Origin of the sequence: Novosphingobium sp. UBA6272, from assembly GCF_002440635.1 — a bacterium.
Lineage (GTDB): Bacteria > Pseudomonadota > Alphaproteobacteria > Sphingomonadales > Sphingomonadaceae > Novosphingobium.
Window position 1 is genome coordinate 24,538 of sequence record NZ_DJUW01000011.1, and the last position, 17,291, is coordinate 41,828.

The 17,291-nt window shown below is 58.5% G+C and carries 12 protein-coding genes; 2 read left to right on the top strand and 10 right to left on the bottom strand.

What is annotated here, in order from left to right; translation table 11 throughout:
- Nucleotides 1-6: 6 nt before the first annotated feature.
- From B2V17_RS05685 to B2V17_RS05705, 5 genes are all read right to left on the bottom strand, one after another.
- On the bottom strand, nt 7-924 hold the full coding sequence (locus tag B2V17_RS05685) for a helix-turn-helix domain-containing protein (RefSeq protein ID WP_292996104.1): 918 nt from the start codon (nt 922-924) through the stop codon (nt 7-9).
- Nucleotides 925-1,367: 443 nt separating this feature from the next.
- Entirely contained in the window at nt 1,368-1,760 is a 393-nt protein-coding gene (locus tag B2V17_RS05690; protein ID WP_292996106.1) for a VOC family protein, read from the bottom strand.
- Between the two features lie 169 nt (nt 1,761-1,929).
- Entirely contained in the window at nt 1,930-2,868 is a 939-nt protein-coding gene (locus B2V17_RS05695; RefSeq protein WP_292996108.1) for a hypothetical protein, read from the bottom strand.
- A gap of 99 nt (nt 2,869-2,967) precedes the next feature.
- Nucleotides 2,968-3,783 carry a hypothetical protein gene (locus B2V17_RS05700; protein ID WP_292996109.1) on the bottom strand — a complete coding sequence of 272 codons (816 nt, stop codon included), beginning with the start codon at nt 3,781-3,783 and terminating at the stop codon, nt 2,968-2,970.
- Nucleotides 3,784-3,794: 11 nt separating this feature from the next.
- Entirely contained in the window at nt 3,795-3,992 is a 198-nt protein-coding gene (locus tag B2V17_RS05705; RefSeq protein ID WP_292996110.1) for a hypothetical protein, read from the bottom strand.
- Between the two features lie 5 nt (nt 3,993-3,997).
- Here B2V17_RS05705 and B2V17_RS05710 point away from each other — a divergent pair, with 5 nt between their 5' ends.
- Nucleotides 3,998-5,827: a hypothetical protein gene (locus tag B2V17_RS05710; protein ID WP_292996112.1), complete on the top strand. Its 1,830-nt coding sequence runs from the start codon at nt 3,998-4,000 to the stop codon at nt 5,825-5,827.
- The gene (locus tag B2V17_RS05715; protein ID WP_292996114.1) at nt 5,824-7,464 is read left to right on the top strand and encodes a cytochrome c peroxidase; all 1,641 of its coding nucleotides are present in this window, start codon (nt 5,824-5,826) and stop codon (nt 7,462-7,464) included. The genes B2V17_RS05710 and B2V17_RS05715 overlap by 4 nt, the downstream gene beginning before the upstream one ends.
- A 6-nt stretch (nt 7,465-7,470) precedes the next feature.
- On the opposite strand, the gene B2V17_RS05720 is transcribed toward B2V17_RS05715, so the two are convergent.
- The 5 genes from B2V17_RS05720 to B2V17_RS05740 are packed head-to-tail and all read right to left on the bottom strand — an operon-like array spanning nt 7,471 to nt 17,140.
- Nucleotides 7,471-7,917 carry an acyl-CoA thioesterase gene (locus tag B2V17_RS05720; RefSeq protein ID WP_292996116.1) on the bottom strand — a complete coding sequence of 149 codons (447 nt, stop codon included), beginning with the start codon at nt 7,915-7,917 and terminating at the stop codon, nt 7,471-7,473.
- A complete protein-coding gene (locus B2V17_RS05725) occupies nt 7,917-13,403 on the bottom strand; it encodes a type I polyketide synthase (RefSeq protein WP_292996118.1) in 5,487 nt (1,828 codons plus the stop codon). Before B2V17_RS05725 ends, B2V17_RS05720 begins: the two co-directional genes overlap by 1 nt.
- A 2-nt stretch (nt 13,404-13,405) precedes the next feature.
- Entirely contained in the window at nt 13,406-14,371 is a 966-nt protein-coding gene (locus tag B2V17_RS05730; RefSeq protein ID WP_292996120.1) for a hypothetical protein, read from the bottom strand.
- 7 nt (nt 14,372-14,378) lie between these two features.
- A complete protein-coding gene (locus B2V17_RS05735) occupies nt 14,379-16,235 on the bottom strand; it encodes a CRTAC1 family protein (RefSeq protein ID WP_292996122.1) in 1,857 nt (618 codons plus the stop codon).
- On the bottom strand, nt 16,232-17,140 hold the full coding sequence (locus B2V17_RS05740; protein WP_292996124.1) for a DUF1702 family protein: 909 nt from the start codon (nt 17,138-17,140) through the stop codon (nt 16,232-16,234). The genes B2V17_RS05735 and B2V17_RS05740 overlap by 4 nt, the downstream gene beginning before the upstream one ends.
- Nucleotides 17,141-17,291 lie beyond the last annotated feature (151 nt).

The window sequence follows — 17,291 nt, forward strand, 5'->3', positions numbered from 1 at the left end:
ATGCACCTATGCCTGGCTCAGCGCGGCCACATTCTCAACCGGAAGCCTTGGAATTGACAGAGGTGAGCGGTCAAATTCAACCTCCGGATCCACGAGCACATCACCGGACGCGGCCAAGCTGATCAAATGGAGCGCAAAGGCTGGCGGCACGGGCGGATCTGTAGGGCGGCGCGGCTCAAGCACGAAGTCCATCGGCATTGTGGTGCCGTCCGGCGTTATGCGAAGCGGCGGCAAGACTGCGCGAAGTTGATCGGCTTCGAGCAGGAAATCCTCAACCCGGCTCTGCCATGCCAAAGCTACAGCCATGACAAAGTAATTTCCAGTCTGCCGGACCGGTGGCAAAACATAAATCCCGTCTTGGGCAACCGTAACTGCGACTGGGTAGGACGTCGATGGCGTTCCGCGGAACAAGGCTACCAGAACTGCCCCGGAGAAATCCTCTGGAACGTGAATTCTTCCACGCAAGGAACAGGGTTCATTCAATTCAGTGCAATTCGGACTATAACCCGACTCCAATTCCTGACGCAGGCCTGCAAGATCGGTTGTACAAACCAGCTTGCGGACTGACCGCGGCGAATAGCCGACCAGCGCAGCGAAGCGGTTATTGAAACTGCCCAAGCTATTGTAACCAACAGAATAACATACATCGATGACCTTCATCGATGTTGTAAGCAAGAGGCGCTGGGCCTCCGCGATCCGCAAAGCGTAGAGAAATCTGACCGGTGGCACGCCGGTCAGTTCACGAAATACCCTGTTGAAATGAAAGGGGCTGAGCATAGCCACCGAAGCCATGCCGTTAAGAGTATGCTCCTCCCCAAGGTTGTCCGTGAGAAATTCAATCACCCGGGCAACGGCACGTCTGTATACGGTGACAGTCGCATCTCGATGATGATGCTTTGACGGTACCGTTCGCGCTTCCATCATGCCAGACTCCGATTGCCGCACCAAGACGGATTGAACAATTTGATACCCCTCGCGCGACCCAGGGACGTGTTTGACGCAGCCGATCAGCGATGTCCGCTCAGTCACAAGCGGGCACCAATTGATCGCTAAGAATCATTGCTTCGTCTAGATAATATGCCTGACCGCTTGGAAGTCTAGCGATCTTTTATCAATTGAGCACAAATTTGAATCAGGCTGATCAACTACTTAATCACTATTTATTTGCATGCAAAACCACAGGGCACCGAAACCGTAACGATCCACGCTTCAGCTGCCTAGCGCACCCGATCACTCAACTCGGCGGCCCGGTTCGAAAAGGCCTGCTGCCCGCCCGACAGGCAAATTCAGCGGCGCCATTTGCATTGCCTCGTGGAGAAAGCCCGCAAAACCAGGTCTTACGAGAAAGGCTACAAAACAAGTGATCGTCAGCCTTCGGCATCGCCTTCGATAATGCCAAAATAGGCACCAGCTGGATCGCGCAGAATGCAAAACTGCGCCGCGCCAAATTCTTTGGGTCCGCTAACCAGCTCGCCGCCACGCTTACGCGCTTCGGCAAGGCTTTCCTCAAGATTAGCCACCTTGATGTAAACCAGCCAATAGGGAGGAAGCTCGGAATTGCTACCGCGCGCATGACAGATCCCGGCCACGGTATCTTTGTCTTGCGGCGTTGATACTACATAGTCGCTGTAGTCACCCATGTTGAATTCGTCGGAATCCCATCCAGTGACAGACTGGTAAAATTCACGAACATCCTTGGCATTACCAACGGTGAGGTCGACCCAAACGATCTGGCCAACTTTTTTTGCGTCATCTCCCATCGATACTACTCCCTTGCAAGAATTCCGTGTTCGAATGCCAGATCAATCAGGTCAGCTTTCGTCGACTCGGCGGACGCAAAATGGCCAGCCTGAAGACAGATCAATATCACATCTCCAGACTGGCCAAAGTTGTCAACCAGTTGATTGCATCGTCGAGCGCAGGTTCATTCTACTGCATTGGCCCCATTGAGACCTGATCGAAGGAAAGGTCGTAGTTTCCTCCGTCGACAACTTCAACTTTCCAGAGTTTGCCATTGCCTGGGGAGGACAGCATGAACTGGCCAGCTCCTCCAGTTTCGACACCGATGAACTGTGTACGTTCACTGCCGCGCATCGGAACACCTGTGGTGTAGCGCAGCTTGGTAGTACCGCCGCCGCGATATTCCGACTCCCAGTTGAGCGAAATCATTGGCGGGCCATTGCCAGTCTCGATCGACTCGATCTTCAGTGGCTTAAAGAACCCACCAGCATAGGCGACATATTTGAGCTTGTCGAAATAGCCGGTAGCGATCAGCTTGCGCCACATTCCCGAGAGGGTACGTTCACCCTTAGCGAATTTCACCCCGGTCGCCCGCTGCACGATCGCCATCGAACCATCAGTCGTGTCCGAGACCTTCGTAAATTCATGGATCTGAGGTGTATTCGAACCAGGCGAGTAACCATCGTGCGCGCACATCAGATAGCTAAGCTTCACAGGATTGGTCTGCGTCTTTGAAAGCTGCGCAGGCAAGGTTGTTCTGCCGCTTCTCTGCGCAATAATCAGCGCCTCGTTCGATTGTGTATCAATGATCCAGAAATAGTCGACATGAACGTCGCCGTGATCGCCCTTCACTTCACCGCGCCAAATCCCATGCATGGTCTTCCTGACCCGCTCAAGCGGGATCGCAGTCCGGTTCGAAAGAGGAACAATGGCCTCTTTTCTGATCGGGGCATCTTCGACCAACTTGGTCGGCGCCCCACCATTGATCGCGTCGCACGTTGCCATATCGGTCTTGACGATGCGTTGGAGTTGGGTCCTGCTGAATTTTTCTTGCGCAATCGTGACAGCCGGCACCAATGCAATTCCACAAGAAATCGCCAGCATACCGAGCAAACTGTGCTTTCTCATTGCTCATCCCCATCAAAGTGTTTCGCCGTGCAAGGGCGAGACTATTGCCTACGCAGGGGATATTTCCTCTCTTGAATTGCTCGTAAGCGCTTTACTTGCTCAAACCGCACTTGATGCCCGGTCACCTGCTCCTGCAACCACGTTCAGGCGTGCAATTTCCTCGCCGTTTTGATGCAAGTGCAGATCACCAACTGCGTCAAGTTCGATTTCAATCGGGTGGCGCGGATCGGCGTAATGCATGAATCTGGCGCTCAGGCTCTGCAGAAATGTTGGCCCACGAAGCTGCTCCAATGCGTCGAGTGACCTATCGATCAGGATGAGAGCTGGAACATGATCAACTCGGTTGCCATCAACCAGGCGGTCCGATTCGCCCGGCACAAAGGTCCAGCGGTCTGCCCGAATGCGCACCAGACCGGCTTGAGGCTGGTCGATCGAAACCTGATCGAAATCGGCGAAATTGCGCCCTCTTCTGATAAAGCCGGCCAAAGCCGCCGGCACGAGTTGGAAGCGCGTTTCGACCCGGCAACATTGACCGGACCCGCGAGCCCAATAGCGCGCCACGACAGCAGCTGCTGTGCCACGCGCATTTCGTTCTGCCAGGAACCGCATCGCCAAGACATCGGACGGCCTGCTCGAACCGGACCGAACCGTCAGATGCATCGAACTTATCGCAAAACCATGGTCGATTGGCAGCGAAAGCCAATCCTTTGCAATTGGAATCGCCAAGCGATGCGCCATTACGAGGTGGTTGAACCATGAGAATTGGTGGCGATATGTGCCCAAGCTGGGATCGCTGGGCGGCTCGGAAAAGCTGGCAACAAATCCAGCGCCAAAAGGCTTGGCATGAGCAGTGATCCCATTTCCGGAAACTTGGCCCAGGCTATGTCCAAGCAAGAGCGGATCGATCGCGGCCAAGTTGCGCTTCCTCAGAGCTCCATCCTGCCATTGCTCTGCTGCAGAGCATGAATTGGCATGGACAGATCGTCGACCATAGAACGGAAAATTCCCAAAGCCAGCGCGGCACAACCGCTTTCAAGTTCAATGGATGCCGTTTCCAAGCGCGGGGTGCAGCGTCGCAATTTGCACTTGCCAATTGCCCAAATGAAGAGATTCTGGAAATTCATGGATCATGGATTTGTTCTTGCATCGGTATCATGATCGCGAATTGTACAATCATCAAGACTCCAATGGCTGCAATTCAATTGCCGCTGATGCTTTAGAGGTGGGTGAAATGGCTCGATCCTTATTGATTCCTGCGCTCACCGTATCGTTGATGGGCATTTGTGCTGCGCAGGCCCAGCCGCTCGCCAGCACTGATGTGCAAAGCCAGGCCCGCTTGATTGCAAGTGATGACAAGGGAGCCGGAGACGGATCCATCTCTGCGGATGGACGGTATTTGGTGGCGTCATCGACCAGGCTTAAGGGCCAGTCCTCAATTTGGCTGTTCGATCGGAAAGTCGGCACCTGGCGGCAGCTAACCGAACCCGGAAATGGTGATCGCGAGCCCGCAATTTCGCCAAATGGCCGCTTTGTGGTCTTCATTTCCGATCGCAAGAATCGCACCGATCTTTGGGCAATCGATACCGGATCGGGTCGACAATTCGCTTTGACCGAAGATTCCGCCGAAGAGGAATACCCAGCCTGGTCAAAAGACGGAAAGCAAATCGTGTTTACGGGTGGGCCATGGAAGGAACGAAATTTCTACACCTTCAAGATCGGACAAAAAGACGGTCGCATCTTGTCGCCCCCAACCCCAGCCCTCACCCGAACCGGTCATGTTGGAGCGTGCAATTTCAAGGCCGATGGCAAATTGATCTGCCATGTTTATCAAGGCAGTTCAGGCGATCTCATTGAAGTCGACCCCATAACGCACAAGGAGCGGCGGATAACGCGGGGCGGCTGGTGGTTCTACAAACCAGATGTCGCACCCGATGGCTGGGTGGCTGTCACGGTCATCGGCGGCGATGGCGAAATGATCCGTTTCATGCCGGCGGGTGGCACTGGCGACCCGCTGCCCAGCCCGGCGATCAAGGGCAGTTGGCCGCAATTTGCCAAGAATGGCCGTGAGCTGATATTTCACAGGACCGTCAACGAGGGCGTTGGGCTCAAACTGCTGGATCTGCAAAATGGCAACGTCCAGACCCTTGAGCCGGCGGGAAAACTGGGGCCCTCAGCAGCGATTTCTCCGGACGGTACCTTGGTGGCCTATTGCCGGGTCGAAGGCGATCGCTCCTCCGTCAGGCTGCTTCGGATCGCAGATGGCAAGGACTGGCCCCTGCAGGTCGATGAAAGCACCTGCAATCCGTCATGGGCACCGGATGGCAAACGATTGGCCCTTAGCCTGCGAAAGGACGGACATTGGGCACAGGCAGTTGTCGGAACGGACGGATCGGGCCTCAGGATTCTCCGCGATGGAAGCGGCACGGAGTGGCAGTTTGACGCGCCGGCAAGTTGGTCGCCAGACGGTCAGAAATTGGCATTCGCCGCCAATACCGCGCCCTATGAGAGCGACCTGTTCGTTGCGGATCTGCCAAGCGGGGCCGTCCGAAATATAACCAAGGACACCTGGTTTGACGAAGGGCCGACCTGGTCAGCGGACGGGAAATCGATCGTGTTCATGTCGACCCGCGGAGGCAGCTGGACTTGGGGCCTATTCGCAATTCCGGCAGCGGGTGGCGAAGCCAGGGTGCTGGTCGAACCCGACTCGATTGAGCGGCGCTTTCCTCAACTCGATGGCGATGGGACTGTCTGGTGGATTGAGAGCGACCTTTGTCTGGGCTCGACCTATCTGGTTCGGCGCATGGCCGACGGTTCAACCAAGAAGTTCTATGATCTCCCAGGGGCGGCAGGGATGAACCGGACCGGAAACGGCAAGGTAGCCTTGCTGCCAATTTCACGGCAAAGGGTGGAATACTGGAGCCTGCCAATGTCCAGCAGTCACGGATCACGTTCGCCGTGACCTACCCAATCCGGATGGTATCAGCGATTGCTGCTTTGCTCGCAATCGCCTTCACCGCATTCCAGCCATTGTCAGCCGGTGCCGAACAGCGCCGATCGTTTACCGTCCGAATGGCTTCACCAGCGATGCCCGCAAGCGCCCCCCAGGCTGACCTCTTGATCCTCGAGCATTCAGCGGCAGCCCAAAATGGCTTGGAGGCTGCTCAAGCCACTGCATTGGTCCGTAATGCCCTTGTCGCGGCACGTTTGCGCGAGCCCGAGGGGCCGGTGATGGTATTGATAGCACCCGATGGCCGGGTAGTGCTGCGGGCCGATATCGCGCCTCCGCGCATTCCCGCGGCCGGCATGGCCTTTAGGTCCACCGATGCCGGCAAGCAGTTTGCCAACGCTGAATTCCGGGGTTTTCGTCTTGGCATTGCAACTATCGCACGCGACGAACTGGTGCTGGATCGCATGGCCGAGCTAGGTGTCGATTTGGTGCTGGTTGTTACTGACCTGCTTGAGCCGAGACAAGTCCAGCACTTGTCCAGCAAGGCTAGATCGCTTGGCTTAAGCCTGTTCCTGCTGCCGAATTGCCAGTCCCTTTCCCCCTGCCCTGACAGCCTGGCTTTGCCAGCCTCTGGCCCGCAGACCTCTGGCGACAAGGCCACACTTACTCTGTGGCGCAGCAAGACGCAGGGTGTACCCAGTGCCCTCGGCTTGCCGAGCCGCGTGCCCTGGCCGGCCGGCAGCAAAGTGGACCCGGCCCTGATCGAATTGGGGCGTAGGCTTTTCTTCAGTCCGGTTCTTTCGGCCGACGGCCAAGTCTCGTGTGCCAGTTGCCACAAGCCCGAACTTGGCTTTGCCGATAACCAGCCAACGAGCGCCGGTGCCGGCGGCCGTAAAACGCAGCGCAACGCCCCCGGATTGCTCAATGTCGCGTTCCGGCCCGGATTGCGTTGGGACGCATATCCGACTTCGATCGAACAGTTCATAAAGTATCCGGTCAGCGGCCGGGATGAAATGAACGCACATGATTTGCCGGCTGCCGCACGCCGTGCGGCGGGAAATCCTGGCTTCGCCGCTGGCTTTCAACGGGTTTTCGGATCCAGGCAGGTCGATTTTCCGCAAATTGAGATTGCGATCGGCGCCTATGTCCGGACACTCGTCTCCGGCAATTCCGCCTTCGACAGAGCGATGTTTGGCGGCCAGCCAGAGGCCATGAGTGCGTCGGCATGGCGGGGATTTGCCCTTTTTGGCGGGCGAGCAGGATGCTCAACCTGTCATACCTGGACGCAAGAGAGCCCGTTCTTCAGCGACGGGCAGCTCCACGCCACTGGCTGGGGATGGGACGCTGCTCTTGGTGCTTACGTCGATGAAGGTGCCGGCGCCCTCGGCACCAGCGAACTGACCGGGCAGTTTCGAACTCCGACACTTCGCGATCTGACCTTGACCGGCCCTTATATGCATGACGGCAGGCTGGCGACCTTGCGCGAGGTCATCGAATTCTTCAATCGTGGCGGCGGACCGGGACCGGGCCGCAGCCCATCGATGCGACCGCTCCATCTGACTGAATCCGACATGGACGATCTCGAACAATTCCTGATCGCGCTAACTGGGGAGAGCCGTTACGATCAAAGCGGTCGCCGGTTCCGATAGCCAAGTTCAAACCGTGAAGCCGCGCAGAGCGTTTTGCAACGATGCCGGGACTTCAGTTGGCAGCAGCGCAGCGCCCGGTCGGGGTTGATCCATGCAGCCGATCTCTTGCAAACCCAGCGCAGCCAACCGCCGGTGTCCGTCCCGTTCCAGGCAGTAGCGAAACTCCAGCTCGATCCGGTTGCCGCGCTGGGCCCGCAATCGCATTTCGATTTCCAATGGATCGAAGGCGGCCAGCTCCTCGAAATATTCGCACGAAACCTTGATGGTAACCAGACGCAGGGTGTCAGCCAGCAGCGCCAAAACATCCGGAGCATGCTCTGCCAAAAAGGCTTCGCGGCAACGGCCCTGCCAACTGATGTATTTGGCAAAATAGACATTACCAACCAGGTTTGTGTCCTCGAAGGAAACGAATGGCCGCCAGCGGAAAGCTGGGGCTTCGGACGATCCCTGCATCAACGCGGATCCAGACTGGAAATTGCGATCGAGGCGAGGTGCGGAACACCATCGACACTGAAAGGCGAGAGGATTAGCGCGCATTCCCCTGTGGGCAGCCGATAGATCGAATCCCCTGAGCTCTTTGGCTCTCCAACCGCTCCAATCTTACGCAGCGATTCCGCCGCAGCCCATTTTTGGGCATCTCCGCGTTCCTCGAAGTCCTGCAGCATCACCAGGTCGCAGCCTACCGGATGGCTGCTGCGCACCGCCAGGGTTGCGGAATGGGTGTGGGAAAGCGAGCAATGAACGCCTTCGGGGAAAACCGGTGAACCATCGCCACGCCGATCCGACGGCGGTGCAAGGCCGATTTCTTCCAGGGCCTCGGTCCGGCGGTCGCCTCGCTCAAGTTTCGGGTCGCTAACCAGCGCGCATTGCAATGAATCTTCACCCGTTGTCTCGCGAGCGAGACGTTCCAAATAGGGGCCAATCAATTCAGGCACCGCCGCAACCACCGGTTCGATTGCGATTGATCCGATGGTTCGAAACACGGCTTCGTTCCATTGTTCGATTATGGCACCCTCAGCATCGAAGAAAGTGATGTCGAAGGCATAGTCTCCCGCCTTCGCCCATCGCTCAACTGCCCGGATGCCGGCCGCACCGCCAGCCGCGTGGAATTCGATTTGCGTTACCTTGATCGGCAGCACCCGTCGGTGTGGCACGCAGGCCTGCAGCAAATGCAATCCGCAATCGCGGGCCAGCGGGTCGCCGAGCAGCACGGTCTGCGGTTCGAATGCTCCGAACAGTGCAACAGGCTGCGCTCCTAATAGACTCGCCTCAACCACCCGAGAGCTAAGCAATCCCAGTTGTCCAAGGCGCTGGAAAGCCTGCCCATGGAAAAACAGCGGTCCATACAATTTCGAAAGGCTGGCACCGCCTGATACAGCATCAGCCCGCCCGGCGGAGCGTCTTGCGCCGTAATGCAAGGTGGCCCGGGCAACGGGTTCGATAAACTGGTCCTCATCGCTGCGAATTTCGCAGCTGACCGAGCCGTCCGGGTTGCGCAAGCTTGCAACCCGCATTCTCCGAGCTTCGATCCCAACCGTTACCGCGGACATGAAATCAAGCTGTTCAATCCGGACCAGCTTTTGCGCATCACCCTCCAACTGAGCGGCTACCTGGGACATGGCCTCCAGCATCAGCACGCCTGGCAGCACGGGGACACCGTCAACAACGTGAGAAAGCAGGTAGGGGTCTCGTCCGTGATTGATGGTGCATTCCACAACCAGTTCCACCTGGGGTGTATGGACAATGACTTGATCAAGGAACCGCAAAGTTCCCGCACCCGGAACCGGCTCCATTCTGCCAAACCGGCTCGCCACAAGGATCGCGCCGTGAATGGGCGACAGGATCAGGTCGCAAGCCTGATCGATCGCCTCGCCAAGCGGCAGCGCATCGATCCCATCGGCTCGCAATTGGTCGATCACGCCCAAACGGTCTCCCATTCCGGCTCCTGCCCAGACCGACCATTCGATATTGAGAGTAAGCAGGTCCGGGAAATTTTCCATTGCCCTGGCAAGCAATCGTCCTTGCTCGGCATTGGCCAGTGCGTAATGCGCTTCGCCCGCCAGACCGAGGCGGCCGATAATCGAACCAAAACCAACCGCTCGGCGGAGACTGGGACCGCATGCGTCGAGAGCATTGAGCAGGCCTAGACACTTCGGCCCCAACGTCTGACGGAGCCGCTCCGGATCGAGATCCATGAATGTTGCCGGTTCGTTGACGCCTGCAGTGTGAACGAGATGGCTGGGCGGGCCGAGTTTTTCCGTCCATCGCCGGACCGCGGCCATTAACCCGGCACCATCCTCGACGTCGGCCTGGCCGTAACCGACTCTAAGGTTCAGGGCTGCGGCCCGATCCAGCAAGGCAATGACATCGGGCGCATCAGCCGGAGACCTGCCGATCAGGATAAGTGCCGCACCGGTTCGCTTGCCAAGTTCGATAGCGACTTCCGCACCGATCCCGCGTGCGCCCCCAGTAACCACAATAACGCTCGCCTTGCTATCTTGCTGCTGACCGGTTCGGTCTGGCTCCGGCTCAAGGCGAATTGAGCCGCATCGCACGATGCCGTTACCATCCAGCGAGATGACCGGGTGATCACTCGGCAGCGCCGGAAGCGGACCGCTCCATTCGGAAACATCGACTGCCCGGATCGAATCGAACAGCCCTTCAGCCTGCAATGATCCGACAAACCCGTCCAGCGCCGCTCCGCAGTGCAACAGTGCCAGGTGCCGAACAGAAATGCAGGCCTGTCTGACCGCCGCAAACAGCGCTGCCGCGTCACGCATTGCGTCCCAGCTTCCAATCCGGATCGCCAATGCCGTTGGCCCGGCAGGAATTGGATCTCCAAGCGCAATTTCATACCAGTCGAACAGATCGAGCGGACCGGAACCATGGTCTGCCCAGACCGGGCTGAACCTGCGCACCCATGGCGCAATACCGGCAATCCGCTCTGGCACGGCCACCGGACCCAATACTTCAAGCTGGACCAATTCCTCCGCAACTTCCTGCAGCGATGCGTTGGCAAAGGCCGTGCGATGCCCTGGAAGCTGAATCCCCCGATGCTGGGCCAATCGGGCCAGAATCCGGCTTACGGCCAGAGAATTGAGGTGCAAGTCATCCAGAAATCGCAGTTCCGGATTAAGCGATTGTGGCGCCAATCCGGTCTTTTCCGCAACCAGAGCACAAAGCTGTTCCAAGCAATCCTGCCCGGCCGGAATAGGCTTGAGATCGCCAGCCCCATCGTTTTCCAAAGCTGGGTCGAGCGAAGGCGTAATTGCCGACGCCGCGCTGCCCCCGCCACACGGATTTGACAAAAAGCTGGGCTGCGTGACAGCCAGATTAGGAAATGCGGCCTCGGGATAAATCGAGGCAAGATCCAATTTCAGGCCGGCGGCATGCAGCTGTGCCAGGCATTCAAACGCGGGACGGCAAGAGACGGCAAATACATCGAGGCTGGCGGCGCTAAGGCCATGGGATTGGACAAGACGCGTCATGCTTGCGCCCGGCCCCACTTCAATCAGGAAGTCGCATTGTTTGACCAGGTGTTCAGCCGCTTCGACAAAGCGAACCGGCAGGGTCAGCTGGTCCACAAGGTGCTGCGCAATATCAGTGCGTGAACCGAGCAACCCGCCGGTCACGGTGGAACAGATCTGGCCGCCGGGTTGCAAATTCTCACACGCCGCAATTGCCGCACGGAGATTTGCCGCAGCCGGCGCCATCATGCGGGAATGAAATGCATGGGAGACCGGCAGCGCCTGTGCCGCGATGCCGCGGCGCGATGCGTGGCGCTGTACCTCTGCAACAGCGTCAGCAGGACCGGAAACGACTGTTTCCCGCGGCGCATTCAGGCAGGCGATTTCTGCCTCGGTACCGTCAACCAGCAATCGCGCAAGCTCTGGCTCGCAGGCAAGCAGCAACATTGCGCCAGCCGGCAAATCACCCATCGTCTGGCCGCGGGCCAAAGCAATCTCCAGCGCCTGTGACCGGTCAAGCCAGCCCGCCCAATGCAATGCCGCAATCTCGCCCAAGCTGTGACCCAGCGCGGCTTGCGCCGTGACGCCAAGCCGATCGAGCAAATCCAGGCCTGCAAGCGCTGCGCCGATAACCAGTGGCTGGGCATTCCTGGTGTGTGCAGGATCGCCGACCAGCTCAAGGCTGACCTGCGGCAAAGCGAAACGTTGTTCCCAGGCCCCGCCCTTGATCCGGCTTGGGGCACCTTGCCCTGGAAACAGCAGGCCAATTCGTGGAACATTTTCGCTCACACCAAATTGGATGGAGACATCGTGATCGCCTGTCAGGACCTGGCGGGCCCGCGCGATCCGATCGATCAACTCGTCGGGCCGTCCGGCAACAAAGGCCAATCGAAACGGACCCTGGGCAACCCTACGTGCTTGCTCACCTGCGAGACTGCGCATTTCCGAGACCGAGAGGCTTCTGGCGCGCTCGGCCACCTGTTCCAGACTTGAATCAAGCGCAGCGGCGCTTTCTGCGCCAAAGACGAACAATTCATCCTCGGACCAGGGATGGAGTGCAGGCAGCGCGAAATGCGCAACCGGGCGCGCACTCAGGACCGCATGGGCGTTGACGCCTCCAAAGCCAAACGAGGAGATCCCGGCCAAGACTTCATTTGCTCCGCGCGGCAGCGGTTCTGCAGCCTCGGATACGGCCAGCCGATCGGCGGTCCTTGCGAATATCGGGTGCGGCTCGCTGCAACCAACATGGGGTGGCACTATCCCGGCACGCAGCGCCTCGGCCGCCTTGATCAGGCCCGCCATGCCTGCGGCGGCCTTGGTGTGGCCGATATTGCCTTTGATCGATCCAATTGGAAGCCTGCGTCCATCGGCAGCGGGACCAAGCAATTGCGCCAGTGCCTCGACTTCAGTTGGATCGCCAATTGCGGTCCCCGTGCCGTGTGCTTCCACAAAGGCAAGATCGGATGGATCAAGCCCAAATCTGCCATAGGCTTCGCTCAATGCTCTAAACTGGCCCGATACCTCGGGGCGTGTCAGTCCGCCGCTGCCATCGCTCGAAAGCCCCCATCCGGCGAGTTTGACTGGCCTGTCGAGCCCGCGCCGCTGGACCCAGTCCTCGGAAGCCAGCACGATCGCGCCTGCCCCCTCGCCTGGCCAAAAGCCATCCGCGCGGCGGTCGAACACCCGCATGCGCTGCGCCGTTAACGCGCCATTGCGCGAAAAACCTACCAGTTCGAACGGATCGAGACTGAGGTCTACACCCACCACGACCATGGCCTCGGCGCGGCCGCAGGCAATTTGCTCAGCCGCATTGGCAACTGCCACGATGGATGAAGCGCAGGCCGCATCGACCAGCCAGGCGCCGCCATGGAGGTCGAAGTAGTTGGCAATTCGTCCTGCGATCGTGTTTGCCAGCCCCCCGGCCAGAGTCTCTTCGTTCGGCGCTGGCAACATTGAATTTATCCGGTCGCGAAAGCCCTCCCGAATTTGTTGCCGCAGCGCCGGGTCGATGTCCTGCCCGTCCAGAGCGGCAGCAAGCTGGCTGTCCAACCATGGCCAACGCAGCCGCAACTGGCTGGTCCTGCTGAATTCTCCAGTCAGCGTGTTGGCAACTACCACGCCGGTCGTGTCGCGTGGGAGGCCATCGATACCGCCGCACTGGGCAATCGCGGCACTGGCGACCTCAAGTGCAAGCCAATGGACCAGATCGGTGCTGGCGAAGGCGTCTTTCGGGATCCGAAATTGCTGCGGGTCAAACTGCCAATCAGTCAGCAAGCCAGCCAGAACCGGCGTGATTGAATCTACCTCGCCAATTGCCGAGCCAAGGTAGCTGGCCATCGGCAACCGCTCCTCCGGGATGCGGCGGAAGCTCTGGCGTCTGGAAATGACGTTTGCCAACAATGCGGCGGGTTCGTCCGCGTCGGGGTAGCGGCACGCATAACCGGCAAGAAAAACCTGACCTGCTTCGGGCACTGTCAGGCCGCCTTGGCATCGGGGCGGGGCCAGATGGGGGTAGGATCATGTGACCACCCCCGAATGGCCAGACCCAATCCTCTTACGCAACAGGCCGCAACAAGCGCAAAAAACAACCCGAAGACAATGTGCAATTCCATCAAGAGCGCATAGGCAAGCGCAACGCCGGCACCGAACAACACTTGCCGGCGCGGGTCATTGGGCGTGGTCGCGGGGTCGGACACCATATAAAACGTGAACAGCACAAAGGCGAAGCCCGTCATCGGTGCCAGGCCGGCAAACAGCGGTGTGTCATTGACCAGGGAACGCAGAATGGCCTGTAGCGCAAAAGCACCCAACCACCCCAGGATCAATGGCATCCGCTTGGTCAATTTGTAGTTGATCAGCGATCCTGTTGTGCAGATCAAAAGGGGGAACAACCAATCGAGCGCGCCCACCAGATTCTCACCGAATTGGTATGGCGGCGCAATTCCGACGTTGGGGAACAGGGCCAAAGTCGCGGCAATCCCGAAATTCGACGGATTCAGAAAATGGATCCGCCTGCCGCCACCGGTGCCCACGGTGAAAACATATTTGGAGGCCACCGCTGTGACCGCAGCAAAGGCGATGACCCATAGTTGTTCGGCCGCAAACAGCAGCATTCCAACGGCCAAACCGGTGATGTGAGCAGAAAGCAGGAACTTCGCAAAGGCACGCAGGCCACCGCGATATCGCGGCAGGCGGCCTTCACCCCGCGCCCGAGCCCATTCGCCAACCAGTTCTGTGGTGTAGGTGCAGGCAAGCGCCACAAATGGCGTCACCCAGCTCGCTTCGAACCCGAACCACAGATGACCAAGGATATTGAGCACTGAAATGGCAATCGCGAACCGCAACAGCGCAGCATCACGGCGCCGAATGGCATCCGGATCTGGCATTGCCTCGATCGGCACGGCATTCGCGAGCTCTGACGGAATGACAGGATGGTTCATAATCGCCTCAATCCAGAATTAGACTGTGAAAACCGGGAGTCAGATCGAAACTACGCCGCAGCACGCCTTGCGAACCGCGCCATTTGATTTCAACACGGATGGGTCCCGCTTGCTTGCCGAGGCCAAAGTGGACCTGCGGCGCATTCTTGCCGCTGTGGCCATTGCCGCCATCAACATATCCAATCTGGCGTTTCCCTGCGGCATCGGTCACGACGACCTTTGCACCATAGGCAAGCCGCGAGCTGCCGTTTGGATTGCGCAATCGCAGATCAAGGGTCAGCTGATTTCCAGCGCCCTTGGTGCGGTTGCGGTAGAACGAAGACTGGTCCCATTGCCGCGCGATGAAGAGGTCACGGCGTCCGTCGAGATCGACATCGACGACTGCGATTCCGCGGGTAACGCCGGTCCGGCCCAGCCCGACCTTCGACGCCATATCGCGAAACCGGCCGTCTCGTCCGGAAATGTAGAACGCATTGGTCAGGTGGCCGGAAAGGTCCGCATCATCGCGAAACTTCGGCCAAATCTGCGTGTTTGGTAGCAAGTCATCGTTGGCTGTTGCCAATTCCTGCAGCTCGGGCCAGCGATCCACCTTGCCGGCCAGAAAGCCGACTGCCTGGACGATCTCCGGCCGGCTGTCGTTGTCGAAATCGGCCCCTTTGATGTCCCATGCCCAGCCGTTGCGGGCTGTACCAAGGGTGCCGCTGGCATCCGTAAATGCGGCATGGCCGTTTTTCAGACTATCGGGGTCACCTTGGTTAATCCAAAGGAAATGGCTTTCCAGCAATGCATAAGGCTGGGCGATATTGCTAACGGCCAGATCGAGTTGGCCGTCAGCATTTACATCGAGAAAATCCGCGCCCATTCCTTTGAAGGAATCGCGGCCTATTACGCGCGAACGGGTATCGAACCAGCCGCGGTCTCCTTCGGCCAGGATAAATGCAGGGCGGCCTGGCTGCGAACGATTGACCAAAAGTCGGTCCGGACCGAAATCGTTGGCAACGTAGATTTCCGGCTTCAAGTCGCCATCAAGGTCAGCAGCGGCAAGCGCCAAGGTCCAGCCATTGGCCATTTTCTTGGTCAGTGCCGAAGAATGATCGGTAAAGCCTGAAGCGTGCGAAGAGGCAGGATCGAAAAGGAACAGCCGCTTGCGGCCGCTGTTGTAGGCCCTCGACATCGATTTTTGCATCTTGCCGCCGTCTTCCGCCGCGGCATCGAGCACTTTCGCATCTTCGGGGAAGTAGTTGCCAAACAACAGGTCGGCATGGCCATCGCCATCAATATCGGCGATGAGCGCCGCGTTGGTGAACCAGGCTTCGTCGGATGCAATCAGTGAAACAGCCCGATAGCCGTCTGCTGACAGGGGCCGCCCAGCTTCCCGAAAATGGATAACCGGGGCCCTTCCCCAGTAATAGCTGACAATGTCGGGCAATCCATCCTCATTGAGATCCCCGATCAGGCACCCCATCGGAGCGATAGTTGAAGGATTGTGGCCACCTGCCAAGATCGGCAGGGAGAATGAGGAAAACCGGCCCTCGGTTCCCGGTGCAGCCAATATGCTGATTTGATTGGTTCTGGGATCGACCAGGCAGGCGTCATCGGGCTTTGCATTTCCGTCAATGTCGCCAGCAGCGATGCCGGCGCCGACAGCGGAAATCCACCCTGCAATCTCTTGATAATTCGGATTGACCGGCCGCAAGGGAACCAGATCAGCGCGATTTGGCGGACTGATAGGAACTTCGGCAAAGGCAATCGGACTGACTGGCTCAGGCGGCTGGGCGGTCGAGGTCTTTGCCGCCGCAAACATGGCGGTCGCCATGGCCAGAGTTATCAGCCCTGCAAGAGCTCGCCCGCCGATCCGTTTCATGTTCCCTCCAAGGTCGTCGCAATTCTGTCTCGCCAAAGATGGTAGCCAGCCAGTCCGTCAGTCTTGCTGGCGAAGGCGGCGAGGCGGTGATCCTCGACCATCGCTGTTAGGCCACGGCACTCTTTGCCCGTTAGCGCGCTGGCTGTGGCGATACAGTGTTCGGGCTGATGACCAGCCCGGGCAAAAGCAGAGACCGCAAAAGCCGCTCCTTGCCGCAGATAACCGAGATGTTCCCCCGCTGCCGCCTTCAGCGCCCCTGCGGTGGAATTCGACGCCGGGCCTGCATAGCACGAGGCCAGGCCAACCCCCGACCAGAGATCTGATTTCCAACGCTCTGGGAACTGCTCGAGGGACTGGATCAAATGCGCGCAATCGCCGCCCGAGCGAAACCACAGGGCCCGCCCGACCCCCTGGTAATAAGCCTGGGCTTCAAACTGTGACTTGCCCCGGGCCTGCTGCCAGTTCCGCCGCGAGAAAAAGGTTTCGTGGAAGCCATAACCGTCCCAAGCCAGTCCCAGGTAACCTGGATCCAACTGGCGACGGACCGGCGCTCCGGCAATTCCGACGCGGGCAAGCGCCCATCCTGCGCCAACATGCGCAAGATGCACAAATCTCGGCTCAAGCTCGGCCAGGACTTTGCCGAGCCGGTTTCCCCAAGGCAAAACCGTGGCCGCAATGGCAGCGGCCATCGTGGTTCCTTCGGCATAGAAGCCCTGCAATTCAGTCGCTGTGGCCTGAATTCGGCCTGCCAGTTGCTTTGGCCTCGGATCGTCCATGTAAGCATTAAAAGCATCAACAAAGGTTGTGCCGATTGCTTCCAGTTTCGCTGTGGCAGGCCCATTATGAAGGCTAAGAACCACTGACGACGCGGCGTCTGATCGAAGCTTGAGTGCCCGCGTCAACATGGCGCAAAAGCCTCAGCTGCGCGTAAGGTGCTGCAACTACCACTGCAATAATCATTCAGCCTGCGAAGCAAAAACCCAAGCCATACATGTGTATGGTGGAAAATTCCACAAATTGGGTTCTGCTGTATCAAAAGACCGACTCAGCATAAGC